The organism is Flavobacterium sp. TS_SC_5 (assembly GCF_056156265.1).
Genome location: NZ_CM149588.1, coordinates 1 through 21,533, shown reverse-complemented (window position 1 = coordinate 21,533; position 21,533 = coordinate 1). Strand labels below are relative to the sequence as shown.

At 37.1% G+C, this 21,533-nt stretch carries 14 protein-coding genes, 2 tRNA genes, 3 rRNA genes and 1 pseudogene; 8 read left to right on the top strand and 12 right to left on the bottom strand.

Annotated elements, in window-relative coordinates; genetic code table 11:
* The first annotated feature begins 113 nt into the window (after positions 1-113).
* Positions 114-1,373 carry an asparagine synthetase B gene (locus AC0J6S_RS00100; protein WP_474954874.1) on the top strand — a complete coding sequence of 420 codons (1,260 nt, stop codon included), beginning with the start codon at positions 114-116 and terminating at the stop codon, positions 1,371-1,373.
* A 129-nt stretch (positions 1,374-1,502) separates the two neighbouring features.
* On the opposite strand, the pseudogene cphA reads toward AC0J6S_RS00100, so the two are convergent.
* Positions 1,503-4,126, bottom strand: a pseudogene (gene cphA, locus AC0J6S_RS00095) (cyanophycin synthetase).
* A 272-nt stretch (positions 4,127-4,398) separates the two neighbouring features.
* Between cphA and AC0J6S_RS00090 the strand changes: the two are divergent.
* Together AC0J6S_RS00090 and AC0J6S_RS00085 are read left to right on the top strand one after the other, a co-directional pair.
* The gene (locus AC0J6S_RS00090) at positions 4,399-5,271 is read left to right on the top strand and encodes a cyanophycinase (protein ID WP_474954873.1); all 873 of its coding nucleotides are present in this window, start codon (positions 4,399-4,401) and stop codon (positions 5,269-5,271) included.
* 56 nt (positions 5,272-5,327) lie between these two features.
* A complete protein-coding gene (locus AC0J6S_RS00085; RefSeq protein ID WP_474954872.1) occupies positions 5,328-6,170 on the top strand; it encodes an isoaspartyl peptidase/L-asparaginase in 843 nt (280 codons plus the stop codon).
* Between the two features lies 1 nt (position 6,171).
* On the opposite strand, the gene AC0J6S_RS00080 is transcribed toward AC0J6S_RS00085, so the two are convergent.
* From AC0J6S_RS00080 to thrS, 11 genes are all read right to left on the bottom strand, one after another.
* The gene (locus tag AC0J6S_RS00080) at positions 6,172-6,984 is read right to left on the bottom strand and encodes an endonuclease/exonuclease/phosphatase family protein (protein ID WP_474954871.1); all 813 of its coding nucleotides are present in this window, start codon (positions 6,982-6,984) and stop codon (positions 6,172-6,174) included.
* Positions 6,985-7,804: 820 nt separating this feature from the next.
* Positions 7,805-8,122 (bottom strand): hypothetical protein, encoded by a 318-nt coding sequence (locus AC0J6S_RS00075; RefSeq protein WP_474954870.1) that lies wholly within the window; start codon positions 8,120-8,122, stop codon positions 7,805-7,807.
* Between the two features lie 156 nt (positions 8,123-8,278).
* Complete coding sequence (locus AC0J6S_RS00070) at positions 8,279-8,563, bottom strand: hypothetical protein (protein WP_474954869.1); 285 nt, start codon at positions 8,561-8,563, stop codon at positions 8,279-8,281.
* A gap of 90 nt (positions 8,564-8,653) precedes the next feature.
* Positions 8,654-8,971, bottom strand: coding sequence for a hypothetical protein (locus AC0J6S_RS00065; protein WP_474954868.1), 318 nt, complete (start codon positions 8,969-8,971; stop codon positions 8,654-8,656).
* 178 nt (positions 8,972-9,149) lie between these two features.
* Positions 9,150-9,818: a response regulator gene (locus AC0J6S_RS00060; protein ID WP_474954867.1), complete on the bottom strand. Its 669-nt coding sequence runs from the start codon at positions 9,816-9,818 to the stop codon at positions 9,150-9,152.
* A gap of 11 nt (positions 9,819-9,829) precedes the next feature.
* Positions 9,830-10,363, bottom strand: a complete 534-nt coding sequence (locus tag AC0J6S_RS00055; protein ID WP_474954866.1) for a sensor histidine kinase — start codon at positions 10,361-10,363, stop codon at positions 9,830-9,832.
* Positions 10,364-10,982: 619 nt separating this feature from the next.
* Positions 10,983-11,264 (bottom strand): tetratricopeptide repeat protein, encoded by a 282-nt coding sequence (locus AC0J6S_RS00050; RefSeq protein ID WP_474954865.1) that lies wholly within the window; start codon positions 11,262-11,264, stop codon positions 10,983-10,985.
* A 429-nt stretch (positions 11,265-11,693) separates the two neighbouring features.
* The gene (rplT, locus tag AC0J6S_RS00045; RefSeq protein WP_035633036.1) at positions 11,694-12,038 is read right to left on the bottom strand and encodes a 50S ribosomal protein L20; all 345 of its coding nucleotides are present in this window, start codon (positions 12,036-12,038) and stop codon (positions 11,694-11,696) included.
* Between the two features lie 100 nt (positions 12,039-12,138).
* A complete protein-coding gene (rpmI, locus tag AC0J6S_RS00040; protein WP_022827375.1) occupies positions 12,139-12,336 on the bottom strand; it encodes a 50S ribosomal protein L35 in 198 nt (65 codons plus the stop codon).
* Between the two features lie 100 nt (positions 12,337-12,436).
* Positions 12,437-12,994, bottom strand: a complete 558-nt coding sequence (infC, locus tag AC0J6S_RS00035; protein WP_369699884.1) for a translation initiation factor IF-3 — start codon at positions 12,992-12,994, stop codon at positions 12,437-12,439.
* Positions 12,995-13,010: 16 nt separating this feature from the next.
* Positions 13,011-14,957: a threonine--tRNA ligase gene (thrS, locus tag AC0J6S_RS00030; RefSeq protein ID WP_474954864.1), complete on the bottom strand. Its 1,947-nt coding sequence runs from the start codon at positions 14,955-14,957 to the stop codon at positions 13,011-13,013.
* Positions 14,958-16,195: 1,238 nt separating this feature from the next.
* Between thrS and AC0J6S_RS00025 the strand changes: the two genes are divergently transcribed.
* The 5 genes from AC0J6S_RS00025 to rrf all read left to right on the top strand — a co-directional run bounded on the left by AC0J6S_RS00025 (position 16,196) and on the right by rrf (position 21,527).
* Positions 16,196-17,709: ribosomal RNA gene (locus AC0J6S_RS00025) — 16S ribosomal RNA — on the top strand.
* Between the two features lie 187 nt (positions 17,710-17,896).
* Positions 17,897-17,970, top strand: a tRNA-Ile gene (locus tag AC0J6S_RS00020).
* Positions 17,971-18,113: 143 nt separating this feature from the next.
* Positions 18,114-18,187, top strand: a tRNA-Ala gene (locus AC0J6S_RS00015).
* 195 nt (positions 18,188-18,382) lie between these two features.
* Positions 18,383-21,266 (top strand): 23S ribosomal RNA (locus tag AC0J6S_RS00010).
* A gap of 151 nt (positions 21,267-21,417) precedes the next feature.
* A 5S ribosomal RNA gene (gene rrf / locus AC0J6S_RS00005) occupies positions 21,418-21,527 on the top strand.
* Together the 16S, 23S and 5S rRNA genes with 2 tRNA genes alongside form the textbook arrangement of a ribosomal RNA operon.
* The last annotated feature ends 6 nt before the right edge of the window (positions 21,528-21,533 follow it).

Below are 21,533 nucleotides of genomic sequence, written 5' to 3'. Positions count from 1 at the left end.
TGCGTATTTTTACGGGTTTTTTAGAAAGCGATGATAAAGCTTCATTTAAACGTTAAATTTTATTCATTTGAAGTCCTTACTTTCTATCTTTGAGATATAAAAATTATTACAAGATGCTCAAAAAACTCTTCTATATATTCCTTTTTCTATTGACCATAACTGCCAAAGCTTCTTTCATTTTGGTTCCAATGGATGAAACTACGCAGCAAAACCATTTGAAAGCATACGGAATTACCTTTTGGTGTTTGGATAAAAATTACAAAGCAAGTTGGTTACTCAATTACCGTGGTGGCTCTTTTTTATTGCCTGATACAGAAGAAATTCGTAAAGAATGCCAGATACGCGGTGTCAGTTTTGAAATTATCTCTGATGCGGAAGAATTGACAATCTTAAATGAAATCTCGAGTCCTTCCCAAAATATGGAATCTGTGGTGCTGGAAAAAGCACCTAAAATTGCGGTGTATACTCCTAAAGGAAAACAACCTTGGGATGATGCTGTAACGTTAGTTTTAACGTATGCTGAAATCCCTTTTACCGCAATTTATGATGAAGAAGTATTAAGTGATCAACTGTTGCTTTACGATTGGCTGCATTTACATCATGAAGATTTTACGGGTCAATACGGCAAGTTTTACGGAGCTTATAAGAATATACCTTGGTACATCGAGCAAAAGAAAGAGGCGGAGACTTTAGCAACTAAATTAGGATATGCTAAAGTGTCTCAGGAAAAAGGAGCTGTTGCCAAAAAAATCAGGGACTTTGTAATTGGTGGTGGATTTATGTTTGCCATGTGTTCTGCAACGGATAGTTTTGATATTGCTTTGACAGTGGATGGCGTAGATATTTGCGAGGCTATGTTTGATGGAGATCCTAGTGAAGGAAATTACCAATCTAAAATGAATTATAGTAATTCATTTGCTTTCAAAGATTTTACATTAGAAAGAAGACCCGAACAATATGAATTTTCGGATATAGATATGACTACAAAAAGAAGAATTCCTATGAATAAAGATTATTTTACTCTAATGGAATTTTCGGCTAAATGGGATCCAATTCCAAGTATGTTGTGTCAAAATCATACACAGTTGGTCAAAGGGTTTATGGGACAAACCACTGCATTTGATGCGCCCTTAATAAAATCAAATGTGTTGATTATGGGAACTTGTGAGTTAAATGGGGAAGCACGTTATATTCATGGTCAAAAAGGGAAAGGAATGTTCACATTCTATGGTGGTCACGATCCGGAAGATTTTCAGCATCAGGTGGGTGATCCTCCAACAGTTTTGGACTTGCATTCTAATTCGCCCGGGTATCGTTTGATTTTGAATAATGTATTGTTTCCGGCAGCAAGAAAGAAAAAACTGAAAACATAATGTACGACAAAAGCCAATCGGAATTCGATTGGCTTTTGTCTTTTTAACCCTGATGGCAGTGGCATCCTTTGTTTGCCTTCTTTAGGCAAATAAAGATATAACGGACAGCAGGATTAGCTCCTGAAAAAATTACACTACTCCGTGCTCATTTTCTTTATCTAGATATTCTTGTACGATATCAATGGCATTGGTTACTACGTCACTTAAAGCGGTGATAAAGCTTCCTTCTTCGGCACAATTTATAGCATGTTTGATTGCTTCAGTTTCTTTAGGAATAATTTCATAGGTAACGGTTTTTCCTGAAGTTTTTATTCCATCTAGGATTAAATTAATAATTTCATCCTCGGTTCTTCCTCTGAGATATTTTTCTTGTCGGATGATAATATGGTCGAACATACGGGCTGCAATGGTTGCACATTCCCTGATATCTTCGTCTCTGCGATCACCAACACCTGCAATTATTCCAATTTTCTTGGTAGCATCTACACTTTGAAGGTATTCTTCAACCCCTTTATAACCGGATGCATTGTGAGCAAAATCAATTAGTACTTTGAATTTTTTGAATTCAAAAATATTCATGCGACCTGGTGTTTGAGCAGCACTTGGAATAAAAGTTTGCAGGGACAAACTGATATCTTCAGTCTTGAAACCCCATAAATAGCTCGCTAAAGTGGCTGCAAGTACATTGGCAATCATGAATTTTGCTTTTCCGCCCAATGTTAAAGGTACGTGCGTGGCACGCTCAATGCGGATTTTCCATTCTCCTTTTTTGATAGTGATATAGCCATTTTCATAGACTGCAACTGTTTTTCCTTCAGCGCAAAGTTTTTTGATAAAATCGCTGTCTTCGCTCAAACTGAAATAGGCGACATTGCAATTCAAGTCTTTTCCTAATTTTATACAATGTTCGTCATCACCATTTAGAACAGCCCAGCCGTTTTTCTTGATGCTTTTGACAACTGTGGCTTTCACTCTGGCCAAATCATCTAAAGTATGTATGTCACTTAAACCCAAATGGTCTTCCTGAATATTTGTAATGATTCCGATATCACAACGGCTAAAACCCAAACCAGAACGAAGAATTCCGCCTCTAGCCGTTTCCAGAACGGCAAATTCCACGGTTGGATCTCTCAAAATATATTCGGCGCTAAGAGGTCCTGTTGTATCTCCTTTTTCCATCATATGATTTTGAACATAAATCCCATCTGATGTGGTGAAACCTACTTTGAAACCATTGTTTTTAACAATATGTGCCAATAGTCGGGTAGTGGTGGTTTTTCCATTAGTTCCTGTCACGGCAATTATAGGAATACGACACGATTTTCCTGGAGGATATAACATGTCAATTACCGGTGCAGCAACGTTTCTTGGCAATCCTTCAGAAGGTGCAAGGTGCATTCTAAAACCGGGAGCCGCGTTGACTTCCAGAATTACACCACCATTTTCTTTTAACGGTTGTGTTAAATTTTCGGCCATAATATCAACGCCGCAAACATCGAGTCCAATAACTCTTGAAATTCTTTCGGCAAGAAAGATATTTTCCGGGTGCATCATATCAGTCACATCTACAGAAGTTCCTCCGGTGCTTAAATTTGCTGTAGATTTTAAAAATACAATTTCACCAATTCGTGGAATTGTTTCCAAAGTGTAGTTTAGTTTTTCTAATAAATCTTCTGTATCACGGTCAACATCAATTTGAGTCAGTACATTTTCATGTCCATAACCTCTTCTTGGGTCCTGATTCGTAGTTTCAATTAATTGCTGAATGTCGTCCGTTCCATTTCCTATTACGTGAGCAGGAACTCTTTTTGCGGCAGCAACTAATTTATTATCGATAACCAGTATTCTAAAGTCGAAACCAGTGATAAATTTTTCTACAATGACACGTTTTCCATATGCTTGTGCAAAAGCTAAACCGGCAATTGCATCCTCCCAATTGGTTACATTAATTGAAGCACCTTTTCCGTGATTTCCTCCCAGCGGTTTTAGGACAATAGGATAGCCAATTTTTTGTATCACTTCAGCTAGACTTTCTTCGTCTACACAAATGCTTCCGCTTGCTACAGGAATGGAGGCCATCTCTAGCATTTTTTTGGTTTGTTCTTTGTTGCAGGCAATATCTACTGCAATACTGCTGGTTTTACAGGTGATTGTTGCCTGGAAACGCATTTGATTAATACCATATCCCAGTTGTACTAAAGAATTTGTTCCAAGTCTAATCCATGGTATGTCTCTAGAAACGGCTTCTTCTACAATACTTCCGGTGCTTCGCCAAGTCTCACGCGCTCGCGTATTTCTCGCATTTTCTGTAAGTCGGCATTCACATCATATTCGGTTCCTGCAATTAATGCTTCGGCAATGGCAACAGAGGATTCTGCTGCAAAAAGGCCTACATTTTCTTCGGTGTAACTAAAAACTACATTATAGGTCCCTAGAGTTTTAGTTTCTCTTGTTCTACCAAAACCGGTTTCCATTCCAGCAAGCGACTGAATTTCAAGTGCAATATGTTCAATAACATGTCCCATCCAAGTTCCGCGTTCTACTCTGGAAAAAAATCCGCCTCGACAACCTTCAGAACAACGGTGTTCGATCATTGAAGGAAACATTGCTTCAATTCGTTCTTTAAATCCGTCTATTTTATTGGTTGGAAATTGCTCCATTTCTTCCAAATCCAAACGCATTTGGATTAATTTTTTTCTTTGAATACTCCAGATATTCGGACCTCGAAGGGCTTGTACTTTAATTATTTTCATAAAAACGGAAAGATTATTTTTTGTGTGAAAAAAGAGTTAATTACAAAGGCTGAATTTTCATTTTTTGACCAATGTTGATTTGGACAAAACAAGGTAAAGTACAATCTTACAACTTAATCTAAATAAGTTAGATTGCAACTAAATTAAAGTTTTTTACAATACGAATCAAAATTTATTCTTTCAAAATTAATTAATAGTATTTCTGTTTGCAATTATTGAAAAAAATAGAACTTCAAAGGTCCTATTTTTATCTTTTTGGTTATTTTTACCAAATGAATATATTAGGAAAACTTATAATAATAGGCGGTGCAGTAGATAAAGGAAGTTTTACGGAAACCGTTTTAGATAAAAATGCCACGAATAATTTAAACTTTTTTGAAACAGGAATTCTAAAAAGGATACTAAATGAATCAAAGCACAAAGAAAAATCACGAATAGAAGTTATAACAACCGCTTCGGTTATTCCACGCGAAATCGGACCTGAGTATGTAAAGGCTTTTGAATATTTGAACGCAAAAAATATTGCTGTTTTGCATATCGAAAGGCGAGAACAAGCCGCTGATCCTGAGGTTTTGGCTCGATTGCAGGCGGCAGATATTGTTATGTTTACCGGAGGCGATCAGTTGCGATTGAGTTCTATTCTGGGAGGAACACCGTTTCATGATCTGTTATTGGATAAATACCATAATGAAGAATTCATTTATGCAGGAACTTCGGCTGGAGCTGCAGCAGCTTCCAACAACATGATTTATCAGGGAAGCAGCTCCGAAGCTTTATTGAAAGGTGAAGTAAAAATTTCAAGTGGATTGAGTTTAATTGATGGTGTTATTATCGATACTCATTTTGTACAACGCGGAAGAATTGGCAGACTTTTTCAAGCCGTTGTAGGAAATCCGAGAGTACTTGGAATAGGTTTAGGTGAGGATACAGGATTGCTAATTACCAATAATAATGAAATGGAAGCGATAGGCTCCGGTTTGGTTATTTTAGTAGACGGTCGCGAAATAAAAGATACTAATTTAACGAAAGTAGAGTTAGGTCAACCCATATCCATCTCCCATTTGGTGACTCATGTTATGAGTAAATTTGACACTTACAATCTTGAAACGCATAAAATGCACATTCAATCTTCTCATTACCTATAATAGTTAGTTTGCGAATAACAGATTTTACACACTAAACTAAAAGGCTTCGATCAATTATGAAACTAATTATACACGGTGGTTTTTTCTCGGAATCATCAACAAATCACGAAACAAAAGTTGCTAAGCAAAATGCGTTAGAAAGAATTGTAAAAGATTCCTATGCCTTTTTACAAACGCATTCCGCATTAGAAACTGTTGTTTATGCGGTCTCTCTTCTGGAAGATGACGAATTGTTCAATGCCGGAATTGGGTCCCAAATACAAAGTGACGGAAAAATCAGAATGAGTGCCGCCGTTATGGATGGCGAAACTCAGAAAATGAGTGGCGTTATCAATATCGAAGAAGTGAAAAATCCTGTTCATATTGCCCAATTATTGATGCAATATGACGACAGAGTTTTAGGCGGAAGTGGAGCTACTAATTTTGCACGGCAACATGGTTTTGAAGTTTTTTTAACAGAAATTCCACAAAGAAGAGCTGAATATGAAGCGAAACTGAAATCATTGGGGACAGGAACTGTAGGTTGTGTCGCTTTGGACCAAAACGGCAAAATTGCTGTCGCAACTTCAACTGGTGGAAAAGGATTTGAAATTCCGGGACGCATTTCAGATTCGGCTACTGTTGCGGGGAATTATGCCAATGCATTTTGTGGCGTGAGTTTGACAGGAGTAGGTGAGGATATTGTGAGTAATGCCACTGCCACAAAAATTGTGACTCGAGTTACCGATGGTTTTTTATTACAAGAAGCTTTTACTAAAACGTTCAATGAATTAAAGCCTTTTGATGGTTTTGCCGGTGCCATTGCCATTGATAATAAAGGAAATGTATTTCATCAGGATTCGCACCCGAGTATGGTTTTTGCCAGTTTTGACGGCGATAAATTTGAAGTTTTTGATTAATTTAATTCAAAGAAAATTCAAACCAAATAGGAATGTGGTCAGAGATAATTCGGGCTTCTTTTAAAGAATTAAAGTTTTTATAAAACGGAATAATTCCTGAATTTATAGTATTTACTTTCGAAGATTTGAAATACATATTATCAAATTCCGAAGCCAGACAATTGTCGTTTTTGCATTCTTGTTTCAGCGATGTTTTTTGGTTAACCAAAATTGACTGATAGCCCATTTTTTTCAAAGGATTAAAAACAGTATGCGATTGCGGACAATTGAAATCACCCACGAAAATTAAATTTAAATTGGGATATTCATCTGGTAAATACTTGAAATATTTGATCTCCGTTTCAGGTTGTCTTTTCTTTGTTATCGCATGAAAATTGACGACTGTAAATTGTTTGTTTTCATACTCAAACGTACAAAAATAAGGTTCTCTGTCAATCTCCAAATGGTATTTTTTTTCGAGCCAGGCTCTTCCTATTTTTTTAACCTTGCTTGTTTTCCAAATAAAAGCATAACGCTCGGTTTTGTAGGCGCTGCTGCTGGTAGGATCACTAATTACATAATCCCATTTTGTGCCTTTGCGATTCAGTTCATCCGCTAATCGGGCTACCGCCTGTGCCCCACCATATCCCGCCACGACTTCCTGTATGGCGATTATGTCATATTCTTTAAGTGAATTTGCAATATAGTTGATTGTTTGTTCAGATTTTGATTTTCCAAAGTTTTCGATATTCCAGGAAACAAGTTTCGTTTGGGAGAAAATAAAGAAGGGAAGAAGGAGGAATAGTGCTAAATAAAGTGATTTTAATGTAGTCAATTTTGGTGATTATTATGGGTCTTATAACTTGTAAAATTAAAACAATTCAAACTCAGATTGCTTAGTGTGATGGACATTTTTTTAATTGTATATTTTATTGAAGTTAAATTTTTTTTGAAGGATTTGTCCGTTTTTAGATAACTGAATCATGCTAAATTTTAATTAAAGCCTCACTGCTCTTTTTTATTTTACAATCGTAAATCTCTTTTCGGATGTTATTTACAAAATTTATTATTTCATGTTTGGATTTGACATCTACTTTTTTTAAAAATGACACCGTTTTTTAAACGTATTTTAGACTATTGCTTTTGTATTCATTCATTTTCAAAATGATAATAATTACTAGTTAGAAAGCTATTAACAGGATTAAGTCCATTTGGGAATGAATATAGCTAAATCCAACTAATCCTATTAAAATTATGAAGATTAGGGCAATGTAAATGATTTTCGTTTTTTTTATTGTGATGTAAACTAAGTCCAAATCATAAAACAAAATTTCCTTTTTTATGTTTTAAAGATTAAAAGTAGCCCGTTCTCCGTTAATGATAGTTGTATGAAATTATTTTTTAAATCATGATTGTTCTTAATCTTTATTGAATTAATTATAGTTACTGATTTTTATTTAAATACCTTATTTAGTAATGTTTGGAAGGGGAAATATTATTTATTTTTCCCCATGAACGATTCACTAAAAATATATGACAAATTGAACCTAATATCATAATTCCGATTTGAACAGCAAAAAGTAGATTGGGGTTATGAAGGAATACAGATACCATTTTTTTCTTTTGGTATTTTGAAATATTTATGATCAAAAGGATTATTCTGCTTTAGTTTTTGGATTTGCATATCTGTCTTTATAAAACATGATTTTTCCTTTATTGTGCCTTGAGGAATGTTGATTAAAGTTTTTACTTTTGGGGGTGTCAAACTCGTTTTTCATCGTTTTTTTTTCATGAAATTGCCTAGAAAGTTTGCTGATATCTTCATCAGAATCATATTTCCGGTTGCCTTGTACTGTTATTAGAATACTGTTTTCTATGTTTCTTCTTGAATTGGTGTTTTTACGTTTAATTTTTGTTGGATAAGAAAAAATCAAAATTATTAGAATAGTTACCAGTAAGATATTTTTTTTCATTTTTGTCTTTTTAAAAAGATTTACTCACAACAAGCAGGAACTATTTTTAATTGAATTTTTACTGTTTTTTTATCTGACTTTGTGTCAAAGGTTTTTTATGAGTATCTTTTTTAATTTTTTTTATACAAAGCCTCTAATTTGATTTTCATATTAGTATCAGGGAATAATATTTACTTGAAGTGATTTCTTGTAATCCTTTAGGTATTCTTTTACGTAATTATTATAATCTTGAAGAATTTTATTCCATTTTTCAATTGGATGATTTTCAGTTTCACTGTTCAGCACTTCGTTTTCCGTCATTACTAAATTATTCGCAAAATTATTTAAGTTTTTTACTTTCATCAAAGGTAAAGGCAATAAAATCCCATTCTTTACGGTAAACCGTATTGCACCGAAATAATTATTTGAATCTGCTATAAGTTGTTGTTTTTTTGAGGTCAAGCATTATGTAGCTTTGAAGGAAAACGAGATTTTGCTTCATATTCTAACCAGTAAAATTTATTTTAACTGTAGATTTGTAGGTTAAAAAGTTTATAATTTGATCCAGTTACTTGCTATCCAATCTTGTAATTGAGCTTTAGAAACTTCATTTTCTAACGCTGCATGTTGTAAAAAATTTTCAACTTTTTGGAAACTTGCTCTGGTTTGAGGAACTTTATATTTTTCTAAAAACTGATTGCAGAAACGGATTACTTCAATTTCTTCTGTTTTGTCAATGTACATACCGACAAGTATTTCGGTATGTTTTGGATTATTTTCCAAATCAATTTTTTGTGAATATCCTCTAAATGCTAAGTCGTCTTTTGTAAAATTCGCCATTTTAAATGAACTTAAAGTTTGTGGTGGCAAACCTAATGTCTTTTAAAATTTTATCTTTACGGTAAACCGCAAAGGGAGTGGTTTTTTGTGTAATTTTAATAAAAATGCAATTTCTCTTTTAAGAATCGTTTTTTGTTTAAAATACACTTTTGAATACATTTTGGATTTTCATTCAGATGATGAAACTGTTTGTAGAGGTAATGTTAGATTACACCAGTCCTAAATCTTTAGTGATAGCTATCAAATGCACATTGTTACTTGCTTTGAAGTATATTTTTAATTTATTGATTCGTTTTTCCAAACTACTGCTGCCATTTGGAATAATTCCTGAATCTTTGAATTCTTTCGAGATATCGTCTAGTGTGAAACCTTTGGCTAATGACTTCAAAAGTGTAATATCATACGCTTCAATTTCAAAAAGTGATTTATCTCTTAGCGCATATTCAATTTCTGAGGAGAGCTCAATTTCTTTGTTGTTATAGATACGCTGAATTGCCTTTTTTAGCTCCGGAATGCTGTCTCTACCCTTAGAAACATAGGCGTTGATTCCTTGATTTTTAAAAAGTGACTTTATTCGGAATGATTTATCTTCAATAGAAAAGACAACTGTTTTTATATTTGGCTGTACTTTTTTTATTGCTTCAATCAGTTCTTCGCCAGAAGTTAATCGGTTTTGTCGATGGTCGGGCTTAAATGATAAATCACTGATTAGTAAATCATACGGTGCATTATCATAAATCGCTTTTTTTATTTTCAAAAAAGCATCGTCACAGTATTTCGAATGATGAATTTCTACTACAGAAATTTCCTCGAGCGCTTGAATAACACCAATGCTTATGGTGTCTAAATCCTCGGCAATTAAAACTTTATTAAACATAAGCTGCAGTGTTATATTGGAAAATCTATAGTTATTCTAGATCCTTTATCGGATTTAGGATCAAAAGTAATAGTTCCTTTTATAGTACGAATACGGTTTTCCACATTGAGTAGCCCGATTTTAGAAATTAAAGTAGAATTTCCTATTTCAACTCCGTTATCAGTGTAATCAATTTGTAATTTATTTTCATTTTTTTTGAAAGTTAATACTACTGAACTACATTTACTGTGTTTTTTCATATTGACCAGTAATTCTTGAATTACACGATACACAATGATTTTTTTATGGTTTTCTAACTCCGACCATTTTATTGCATCTACATCATTTATTAGTACGTTAACGATTGGTGTATTAAATCCGGACATCATGTCTTTTAAATGGGGTACAAATGCAAGTCCGGTATCAATGTTGCCATTTTCTCTTGAAATGTTTCTGGTACGAGTATAAATGTTGTCTAAACTGGGAATTAAAATCTCTTTATTTTGATTGGTTGATAGATTTTGAATTTCGGCAAAAGCCATTGTTTGATATGCATCATTAGCCAATTCATCATGAATTTTTTTAGATATTCGGGTTTCCGTATTGTAGGATACTTTTTTTTTTCTCTTCTGTTTTTAATCACTATTAGATATGTTATAATGATACTAACTACAGTAATAATTGAAACTATAGCATATAGTAGTATGTTTTTCTTTTTTTGTTTTTCGGATGTAAGTTCTTTTTGGGCTTTTAATTTTAGATTTTCATCCTTTTCTTTCTTAAAATCATATTTGATTTTAGCAAATTGATTTTTGGCTTTTTGCCTAACTTTGTTGATGCTGTCGTTTATTGTATAAAAGCGAGTGAATGTTGTTTTAATTCATCTCCTGAACTGTTTTGTATCAATAGTTCTAAACATTGTAATCTATCGTCAACATAATTAACTTTTGTTGCTTTTTCATAGGCCACGTAGATGTAATTCTTTGCGAAATTCAGTTTTTTTGTAATATTCAACAGATGATAATAACTCCCAATTAGCGCTCGTTCATCATTTATTTGTTCTCTTGTTATTCTCGATTTATTTAAGTATTCAAGTGCTTTTGGTTTTTCTAATTTTAAATAGCAAAATCCTAGATTATCCAGTATTCTGGAATAGTTTTCTGTATTGTCTAAAATTTCTTTTTTTTAAGTCAAAGGATAAAGAGTCTGTATGGCATCTTGATATTTCTCTTGCCTCATATTGACTAAGGCAATGTTGTTCATTATCCCAGATTTCATGTCTTCATCCGTTTTTGAGTTTATTGCTTTATTGAAATTAAATATAGCGTTTTCATTTTCATATGTATCAAAATAAATATTGCCTAGATTTATGCATATGTTGGTTTCTCCATAAGGTAAATTATCATTATTTTCCATTATAGGAAGTGCTTCAGTTAATATAGTTTCACTACCGGAGTAATCTGCCAATAATCTTTGCGTTTGTGCCAGCCATTATATTGATAGAATGACTTTGGAAGTATCCTTTTTTATTTCGGCAACTAACTTAGTTTTATTAAAATAGTAATAAGAACTGTCATATTTTAAGCTTTCATGGTGTTTATAACCTAGCTCTAAAAATTTAATAATTTCTACTCGATCAAATTTTTTTGGAGTGCTACCTTTAGGCTTTTTATTACAGGATTGTAAAAATACAAGTACTATTAATACGGCGATGTAAACCGGGAAATATAATTTTTTAAAAACCATCTTTCGAAATTACTTAAAATAACTTTATAACAAAAGTTATTTGATGAGTATATAGTGCCAATTTTAAAATGGAATTATAAACAAAAAACCCCAATCTTTCGATTGAGGTTTCTATATAAGTAAGTAATCTAAATTGAGTTGATAAAACGTTTATTTTACTTTATTAAGTACTGCTTTGAAAGCTTCTGGGTGATTCATCGCTAAATCTGCAAGAACTTTACGGTTCAATTCGATTCCGTTAGCTTTTACTTTTCCCATGAATTGTGAATAAGACATTCCTTCCAATCTAGCTCCAGCGTTGATACGTTGAATCCATAATGCACGGAAATTTCTTTTGTTCACTTTTCTGTCACGGTAAGCGTAGCACATTGCTTTCTCTACCGCATTCTTAGCAACTGTCCAAACGTTTTTACGTCTACCAAAGAAACCTTTGGCTTGCTTCATTATTTTTTTTCTTCTTGCTCTTTTAGCAACTGAATTTACCGATCTTGGCATAATTTTATTGTTTTTTTGTAGCAGGCGGCCTGAATTTAATCAAAAGCACTTAATGGCCATACTCCAAGGTTATTTTAAATTGTTTTAACCTAAAGAATTATTAAATAATTCTTAATTGTTGTTTGATGCTTTTCATATCTGTTTTGTGAACTAACGCTGAATGTGTCAAAGCTAATTTACGTTTTTTAGATTTTTTAGTCAAGATGTGACTTTTAAAAGCATGCTTTCTTTTAATCTTTCCAGAACCAGTAACTTTAAAACGTTTCTTGGCGCTAGATTTGGTTTTCATTTTAGGCATTTTTTCCTAGTATTTTAATTTATTCTTACTTACTTATCATTTTGTCTTAAAGTCAAAAGTCATAAAGTCTAACGTTAAGACTTTTGAACTTATGACGTTTTTATTTTTTCTTCTTCGGAGCAATGAACATAATCATTCTCTTTCCTTCCAAAACTGGCATCGCTTCCACTTTACCAAATTCCTCAAGATCAGTTGCTAATCTTAGTAATAAGATTTGGCCTTGATCTTTATAAATAATCGAACGCCCTTTAAAGAAAACAAAAGCTTTCAATTTGGCTCCTTCTTTCAAGAATTTTTCTGCGTTCTTTCTCTTAAATTCATAATCATGCTCATCTGTTTGAGGTCCAAAACGAATTTCTTTTACGACTACTTGGGTTGATTTGGCTTTTAGGACTTTATCACGTTTCTTTTGCTCGTAAACAAATTTCTTGTAATCCATTATTTTACAAACCGGCGGTTCTGCATTTGGAGAAATCTCCACTAAATCCAGTTCAAACTGATCCGCTAATCTTAAAGCTTCTGAAAGTTTAAAAACTCCAGGCTCAATATTTTCACCCACAAGTCTTACTTCTTGTACACCACGAATAAGATTATTTATTCTGTGTGCATCCTTTTTTTCTACGCGAGGTTGATAACCTCTGTTGCTTCTTATTGCTATGACTTTATAATTTAAGTTAAACTGTAAATACTTTTAATGTTTTATTGATCTCTTCGTTTACGATAGCAACAAATTCCTCTATTGTAACGGTGATATTTCCTTTTCCTTCTTGTCCGTGACGACGGATAGAGATAGTACCATTTTTCTCTTCTTCCTCGCCTACAATCAACATAAACGGCGTTTTTTGCATCTCGGCATCTCTAATTTTCTTCCCGATTGTCTCGTTTCTGTTGTCGATGAGGGCGCGAATTTCGTGATTTTCTAGCAAATCTAAAACTTTTTTTGCATATATTTCATATTTCTCGCTCAAAGACAATATTATAGCTTGTTCTGGCATTAGCCAAAGCGGGAAATTTCCTGCTGTATGCTCTAATAATATAGCGATAAAACGTTCCATAGATCCAAAAGGAGCTCTATGGATCATCACCGGTCTGTGTAATTCGTTATCAGATCCTTTGTAGGTTAAATCAAAACGTTCCGGCAGGTTATAATCTACTTGAATGGTACCTAACTGCCATTGTCTTCCTAAAGCATCTTTTACCATGAAATCCAGCTTCGGACCATAGAAGGCAGCTTCGCCATATTCAACAACGGTTTTCAAACCTTTGTCTGCAGCGGCATTAATGATGGCATTTTCTGCTTTTTCCCAGTTTTCATCACTACCTATATATTTATCTCTATTCTCTTTATCTCTCAAAGAAATCTGAGCTGTAAAGTTTTCGAATCCTAATGAACCAAATACATAGAGTACCAAGTCGATTACTTTCTTAAACTCTTCGTCAAGTTGTTCCGGAGTACAAAAAATGTGCGCGTCATCTTGAGTAAAACCTCTTACACGAGTCAAACCGTGTAATTCGCCACTTTGTTCGTATCTGTAAACCGTACCAAATTCAGCATAGCGCTTTGGCAAATCCTTGTAAGACCATGGACGTACATTATATATTTCACAGTGATGAGGGCAGTTCATCGGTTTCAATAAAAACTCTTCTCCTTCAGCTGGAGTACTTATGGGTTGAAAACTGTCTGCACCATATTTTGCATAATGACCTGAAGTGACGTACAATTCTTTTTGACCTATATGTGGTGTGATTACTTGCTCATAACCCGCTTTCTTCTGTGCTTTTTTCAAAAACTGCTCTAAACGATCTCTCAACGCAGCACCTTTTGGCAACCATAATGGTAAACCTGCTCCAACTTTTTGTGAAAAAGCAAATAACTCCAATTCCTTTCCTAGTTTTCTATGGTCGCGACGTTTTGCCTCTTCCAGTAATAGAAGGTATTCTGTTAAATCCTTTTGTTTGGGAAACGAAGTTCCATAAACACGGGTTAACTGTTTGTTTTTTTCATCACCACGCCAGTAAGCACCGGCAACGCTCATGATCTTCATCGCTTTGATTATTCCGGTATTTGGAATGTGACCACCGCGGCATAAATCAGTAAACGTATCATGATCGCAAAACGTAATTGTTCCGTCCTCAAGATTAGTGATCAATTCAGTTTTGTAAACGTTATCCTTATATAGTTCCAAAGCGTCAGCTTTAGAAACAGGTCGTAGTTTGAACTCATGCTTTCCTCTTGCTATTTCAAGAACACGATCTTCAATTTTTTTGAAATCAGCATCAGTGATTTTTTGATCTTCAAAATCTACGTCGTAATAAAATCCATTAGAAATTGCTGGTCCTAGTGTTAATTTAATTCCAGGATACATTTCCTCTAAAACCTGTGCCATTACGTGTGAAGTAGAATGCCAAAAAGCCTTTTTTCCACCTTCGTCATTCCATGTATATAATACAAGACTACCGTCCGTCGTCAAAGGGGTTGTTGTTTCAATAGTTGTACCATTAAAAGAAGCCGAAATTACATTTCTGGCAAATCCTTCACTAATGCTTTTAGCAACATCCATTGGAGTTACCCCTGAAGCAAACTCTTTAACTGACCCATCGGGTAAAGTAATCTTAATCATTGTTTATTATTTTAAGAATGCAAATATAGAGCATTGCAGAAATACATACAATATATATGTAAGGTTTGTTGCTATATAGGTGTAAATACAAAGTCGGCACTCCTTATATATAGGTTAAGAGGTGTTTTTTTTTCTATTGAGAGCTATTTCCTGCCATCCGTTTCAATTAGAGTTTCATTTTGGCGTTCCTCATTATATAAAGAAAGGCGATTATCGTAAAGGATAATCGCCTTTCTTTATATAATGAGTCGGGCTATTCGCTTCAAGTCCTCGTCTCGTCCGAAAAGACGAGACTGCGGGCTTTACGCTGCTATCCCTAACGCGAAGCCCGCAATAATTAAGATATCCAGTTTAATTAAGAGTAGAAGAACTCATATTAATACAATAAATCTGGTCACCTTATATATAGTAGCGAATGGAAAAGGGATTTTTGTTATTATATAAGGTATAGGATAAAGTCATTTTATTGGTCTAAAGTAGTTTTTTTGTTCAAATACTGTCAAGGTCGGCTGTTTTGAAGGATTAGAGTTTAGTGAAGAGCTGTTAAAGCATGAACAAAGATTGAATTTCTAAAGCTTTAGTAAATAAAGAAGGGTAGTCGATAGCCGTGCAATGGTACTGAAATAGGTAATTTTGGATTGAAATGGCGTGTATCGGCTAATAGATTGTTGTTTTGTTTAAAAAACTTTGACATTCAAAAACCATGTTTTCAGCAAGTTAAAGTAAAAGTTAAGAAAAGGTCAAAAAAAAGGTTTAAAAAAGCTTGAATAACGGTATAAAGGAGTTAGTTTTGCACCCGCAATGACGCAGACGTTCTTTCAAATACTGGCAAGTAAAGTTAATCAAAAGAGAAAATTTATTTTCTAAAAAAGATTCAAAAAGCTTGTGAGATTAGAAAACGGATGTTACATTTGCACCCCGCAAGACGCTCAAAGTTCCTTGATAGATTGATAAGAAAAGAGAAGCAAACGAGATAAAATTTATCTTAAAAAAACTTCAAATTTTTCTTGCCAGTTAAAAAGAAAGTTGTACTTTTGCACCCGCTTCGAGAAACACTATAACAAGTGTTAAAAGGAGTTAAAAACAAGATAAGAACACGTTCCTAGACATATTGAATTGACAGCCGTTTCGTTCGCAAGAACAAGACACAAGAATAAGAGTAATAGAATCGAGAGATTTGAAAAAACCACTAGAATTTAGTCGAATAACAATAGCTTGAGCAATCAAGCGTACAATATACGATGAAGAGTTTGATCCTGGCTCAGGATGAACGCTAGCGGCAGGCTTAACACATGCAAGTCGAGGGGTATAGTTCTTCGGAATTAGAGACCGGCGCACGGGTGCGTAACGCGTATGCAATCTACCTTTCACAGAGGGATAGCCCAGAGAAATTTGGATTAATACCTCATAGTATATCGAGTTGGCATCAACATGATATTAAAGTCACAACGGTGAAAGATGAGCATGCGTCCCATTAGCTAGTTGGTAAGGTAACGGCTTACCAAGGCAACGATGGGTAGGGGTCCTGAGAGGGAGATCCCCCACACTGGTACTGAGACACGGACCAGACTCCTACGGGAGGCAGCAGTGAGGAATATTGGACAATGGGCGCAAGCCTGATCCAGCCATGCCGCGTGCAGGATGACGGTCCTATGGATTGTAAACTGCTTTTATACGAGAAGAAACACCTCTACGAGTAGAGACTTGACGGTATCGTAAGAATAAGGATCGGCTAACTCCGTGCCAGCAGCCGCGGTAATACGGAGGATCCAAGCGTTATCCGGAATCATTGGGTTTAAAGGGTCCGTAGGCGGTCAGATAAGTCAGTGGTGAAAGCCCATCGCTCAACGGTGGAACGGCCATTGATACTGTCTGACTTGAATTATTAGGAAGTAACTAGAATATGTAGTGTAGCGGTGAAATGCTTAGAGATTACATGGAATACCAATTGCGAAGGCAGGTTACTACTAATTGATTGACGCTGATGGACGAAAGCGTGGGTAGCGAACAGGATTAGATACCCTGGTAGTCCACGCCGTAAACGATGGATACTAGCTGTTGGGAGCAATCTCAGTGGCTAAGCGAAAGTGATAAGTATCCCACCTGGGGAGTACGTTCGCAAGAATGAAACTCAAAGGAATTGACGGGGGCCCGCACAAGCGGTGGAGCATGTGGTTTAATTCGATGATACGCGAGGAACCTTACCAAGGCTTAAATGTAGATTGACCGGTTTGGAAACAGACTTTTCGCAAGACAATTTACAAGGTGCTGCATGGTTGTCGTCAGCTCGTGCCGTGAGGTGTCAGGTTAAGTCCTATAACGAGCGCAACCCCTGTTGTTAGTTGCCAGCGAGTCAAGTCGGGAACTCTAACAAGACTGCCAGTGCAAACTGTGAGGAAGGTGGGGATGACGTCAAATCATCACGGCCCTTACGCCTTGGGCTACACACGTGCTACAATGGCCGGTACAGAGAGCAGCCACTGGGCGACCAGGAGCGAATCTATAAAACCGGTCACAGTTCGGATCGGAGTCTGCAACTCGACTCCGTGAAGCTGGAATCGCTAGTAATCGGATATCAGCCATGATCCGGTGAATACGTTCCCGGGCCTTGTACACACCGCCCGTCAAGCCATGGAAGCTGGGGGTGCCTGAAGTCGGTGACCGCAAGGAGCTGCCTAGGGTAAAACTGGTAACTAGGGCTAAGTCGTAACAAGGTAGCCGTACCGGAAGGTGCGGCTGGAACACCTCCTTTCTAGAGCCTTAGTGTTAGTAGTAATACACGCTAGGGAAAGAAGACGAAAGTTCAAGTTGGAAACAAGTTTCAACATTTTATTACTCTTGCTGTTAATTTATATAAAAAAGAGAGAAAAGAAAATAGAATATAGAGCATAGATTTAGTCTATAATCTTAAGTCTTTATTCTTTACTCAAAAAAAAGAGTGTCTCGTAGCTCAGCTGGTTAGAGTACTACACTGATAATGTAGGGGTCGACAGTTCGAGTCTGTCCGAGACAACAAAAAAAGCATTAAGTACTTATTATTAAGTATTTATACAAAAACGTTCATAGAAACAGATTGAAAGGAAATTCTAGGGTTGAAAGATTACGAATTACAATAATTCATAATTCATAATTCACAATTCATAATTAAAAAAGATTGGGGGATTAGCTCAGCTGGCTAGAGCGCCTGCCTTGCACGCAGGAGGTCAACGGTTCGACTCCGTTATTCTCCACTATCTTCGAGAAGATAGAATATAGAAAAAAGAATATAGATTAAGTCTATTATCTATTCTCTATGTTCTTTATTCAAAAAGAAAAAGTTCATTGACATATTGAGATAAGAAAATAATAAAAAGTAGAAAGCATTTTTTGTTTGTTTATCATTAGACAAGTAAAAGAAACGGTCTTAATTAATTTTAAGATTGGTACAATAAGCAAAATAAGGGCGTATGGGGGATGCCTTGGCTCTCAGAGGCGATGAAGGGCGTGATAAGCTGCGAAAAGCTACGGGGATTGGCACACACGAATTGATCCGTAGATACCCGAATGGGGCAACCCACTATGTTGAAGACATAGTACACCGATAGGTGGGCAAACCCGCTGAACTGAAACATCTAAGTAGGCGGAGGAGAAGAAAACAAAAGTGATTCCGTAAGTAGTGGCGAGCGAACGCGGATTAGCCCAAACCAATGTTGTTACGGCAATATTGGGGTTGTAGGACCACGTTATTTGTTGCGGATTGAATTAGAATCTACTGGAAAGTAGAGCCAAAGAAGGTGATAGCCCTGTATAAGTAAAAGAAGATAACGATAGTGGTATCCTGAGTAGGGCGGGACACGAGAAATCCTGTCTGAATTTGGCGGGACCATCCGCTAAGGCTAAATACTCCTGAGAGACCGATAGTGAACCAGTACCGTGAGGGAAAGGTGAAAAGAACCGTGAATAACGGAGTGAAATAGATCCTGAAACCATACGCTTACAAGCGGTCGGAGCCCTTTCGTGGGGTGACGGCGTGCCTTTTGCATAATGAGCCTACGAGTTAACGTTGCTGGCAAGGATAAGTGGTTAAGCCACGGATCCGTAGCGAAAGCGAGTCTGAATAGGGCGCTTTAGTCAGTAGTGTTAGACGCGAAACCGTGTGATCTACCCATGGGCAGGTTGAAGCTGTGGTAACACACAGTGGAGGACCGAACCGGTTGACGTTGAAAAGTCTTCGGATGACCTGTGGGTAGGGGTGAAAGGCCAATCAAACTCGGAAATAGCTCGTACTCCCCGAAATGCATTTAGGTGCAGCGTTATGCGTAAAGTTATATAGAGGTAGAGCTACTGATTGGATGCGGGGGCTTCACCGCCTACCAATTCCTGACAAACTCCGAATGCTATATAATGTTTCATAACAGTGAGGGCTTGGGTGCTAAGGTCCAAGTCCGAGAGGGAAAGAACCCAGACCATCAGCTAAGGTCCCCAAATATATACTAAGTTGAAAGAACGAGGTTTGTCTGCCCAGACAGCTAGGATGTTGGCTTGGAAGCAGCCATTCATTTAAAGAGTGCGTAACAGCTCACTAGTCGAGCGGACGAGCATGGATAATAATCGGGCATAAGTATATTACCGAAGCTATGGATTTAGAGTTTACTCTAAGTGGTAGGGGAGCATTCTAACAGGGTTGAAGGTGAGTCGTAAGGCCTGCTGGACTGGTTAGAAAAGAAAATGTAGGCATAAGTAACGATAATGCGGGCGAGAAACCCGCACACCGAAAGACTAAGGTTTCCACAGCTATGCTAATCAGCTGTGGGTTAGTCGGGACCTAAGGCGAACCCGAAAGGGACAGTCGATGGACAACGGGTTAATATTCCCGTACTAGTTATTACTGTGATGGGGTGACGGAGTGATGAAAGCGCCGCGAACTGACGGAATAGTTCGTTGAAGTACCTACCTATAAGACCCGCAGGCAAATCCACGGGTTTTGGGGAAATACGATAGTACTCGGAGTCTTCGGACAAAGAGATAGTGCGCCTAAGGGCTTCCAAGAAAAACCTCTAAACTTCAGGTAATAAGTACCCGTACCGCAAACCGACACAGGTAGTCGAGGAGAGAATCCTAAGGTGCTCGAGAGATTCATGGCTAAGGAATTAGGCAAAATAGACCCGTAACTTCGGGAGAAGGGTCGCCAGCAGCAATGCTGGCCGCAGTGAAGAGGTCCAGGCGACTGTTTATCAAAAACACAGGGCTCTGCAAAATCGTAAGATGAAGTATAGGGCCTGACACCTGCCCGGTGCTGGAAGGTTAAGTGGAGATGTTATCTTCGGAGAAGCATTGAAATGAAGCCCCAGTAAACGGCGGCCGTAACTATAACGGTCCTAAGGTAGCGAAATTCCTTGTCGGGTAAGTTCCGACCTGCACGAATGGTGTAACGATCTGGACACTGTCTCAGCCATGAGCTCGGTGAAATTGTAGTAGCGGTGAAGATGCCGCTTACCCGCAGTGGGACGAAAAGACCCTGTGCACCTTTACTATAGCTTAGTATTGACCTTGGATAAATGATGTGTAGGATAGGTTGGAGACTGTGAAGTGGCGTCGCTAGGCGTTGTGGAGTCATTGTTGAAATACAACCCTTTGTTTATCTGAGGCCTAACCCCGTTATGCGGGGGACATTGCTTGGTGGGTAGTTTGACTGGGGTGGTCGCCTCCAAAAGAGTAACGGAGGCTTCTAAAGGTTCCCTCAGTACGCTTGGTAACCGTGCGTAGAGTGCAATGGCATAAGGGAGCTTGACTGAGAGACATACAGGTCGATCAGGTACGAAAGTAGAGCATAGTGATCCGGTGGTTCCGCATGGAAGGGCCATCGCTCAAAGGATAAAAGGTACGCCGGGGATAACAGGCTGATCTCCCCCAAGAGCTCATATCGACGGGGGGGTTTGGCACCTCGATGTCGGCTCGTCACATCCTGGGGCTGGAGAAGGTCCCAAGGGTTGGGCTGTTCGCCCATTAAAGTGGCACGCGAGCTGGGTTCAGAACGTCGTGAGACAGTTCGGTCTCTATCTACTGTGGGCGCAAGAAATTTGAGTGGATCTGATTCTAGTACGAGAGGACCGAATTGGACAAACCTCTAGTGTATCTGTTGTCACGCCAGTGGCATCGCAGAGTAGCTACGTTTGGAAGGGATAAGCGCTGAAAGCATATAAGCGCGAAACCCACCACAAGATGAGATTTCTTTTAAGGGTCGTGGGAGATGACCACGTTGATAGGCTATAGATGTAAAGGCAGTAATGTCATAGTCGAGTAGTACTAATAACCCGTAAGCTTATGTACGCTTTTCTCTCCCGATGCAAATCGGGAGAGAAGAAACTTTCTAACAAAAAAACTTTTCTTTATCTCAGTATGTTAAGATATTATTGCAATTACGAATTCATAATTACGAATTACGACTTGCAAATAATTGCCCAAAGCAATTATAACCTCTTAAGGTGGTTATTGCGGCGGGGCTCACCTCTTCCCATCCCGAACAGAGTAGTTAAGCCCGCCTGCGCAGATGGTACTGCAGTTATGTGGGAGAGTATGTCGTCGCCTTTCTTTGAA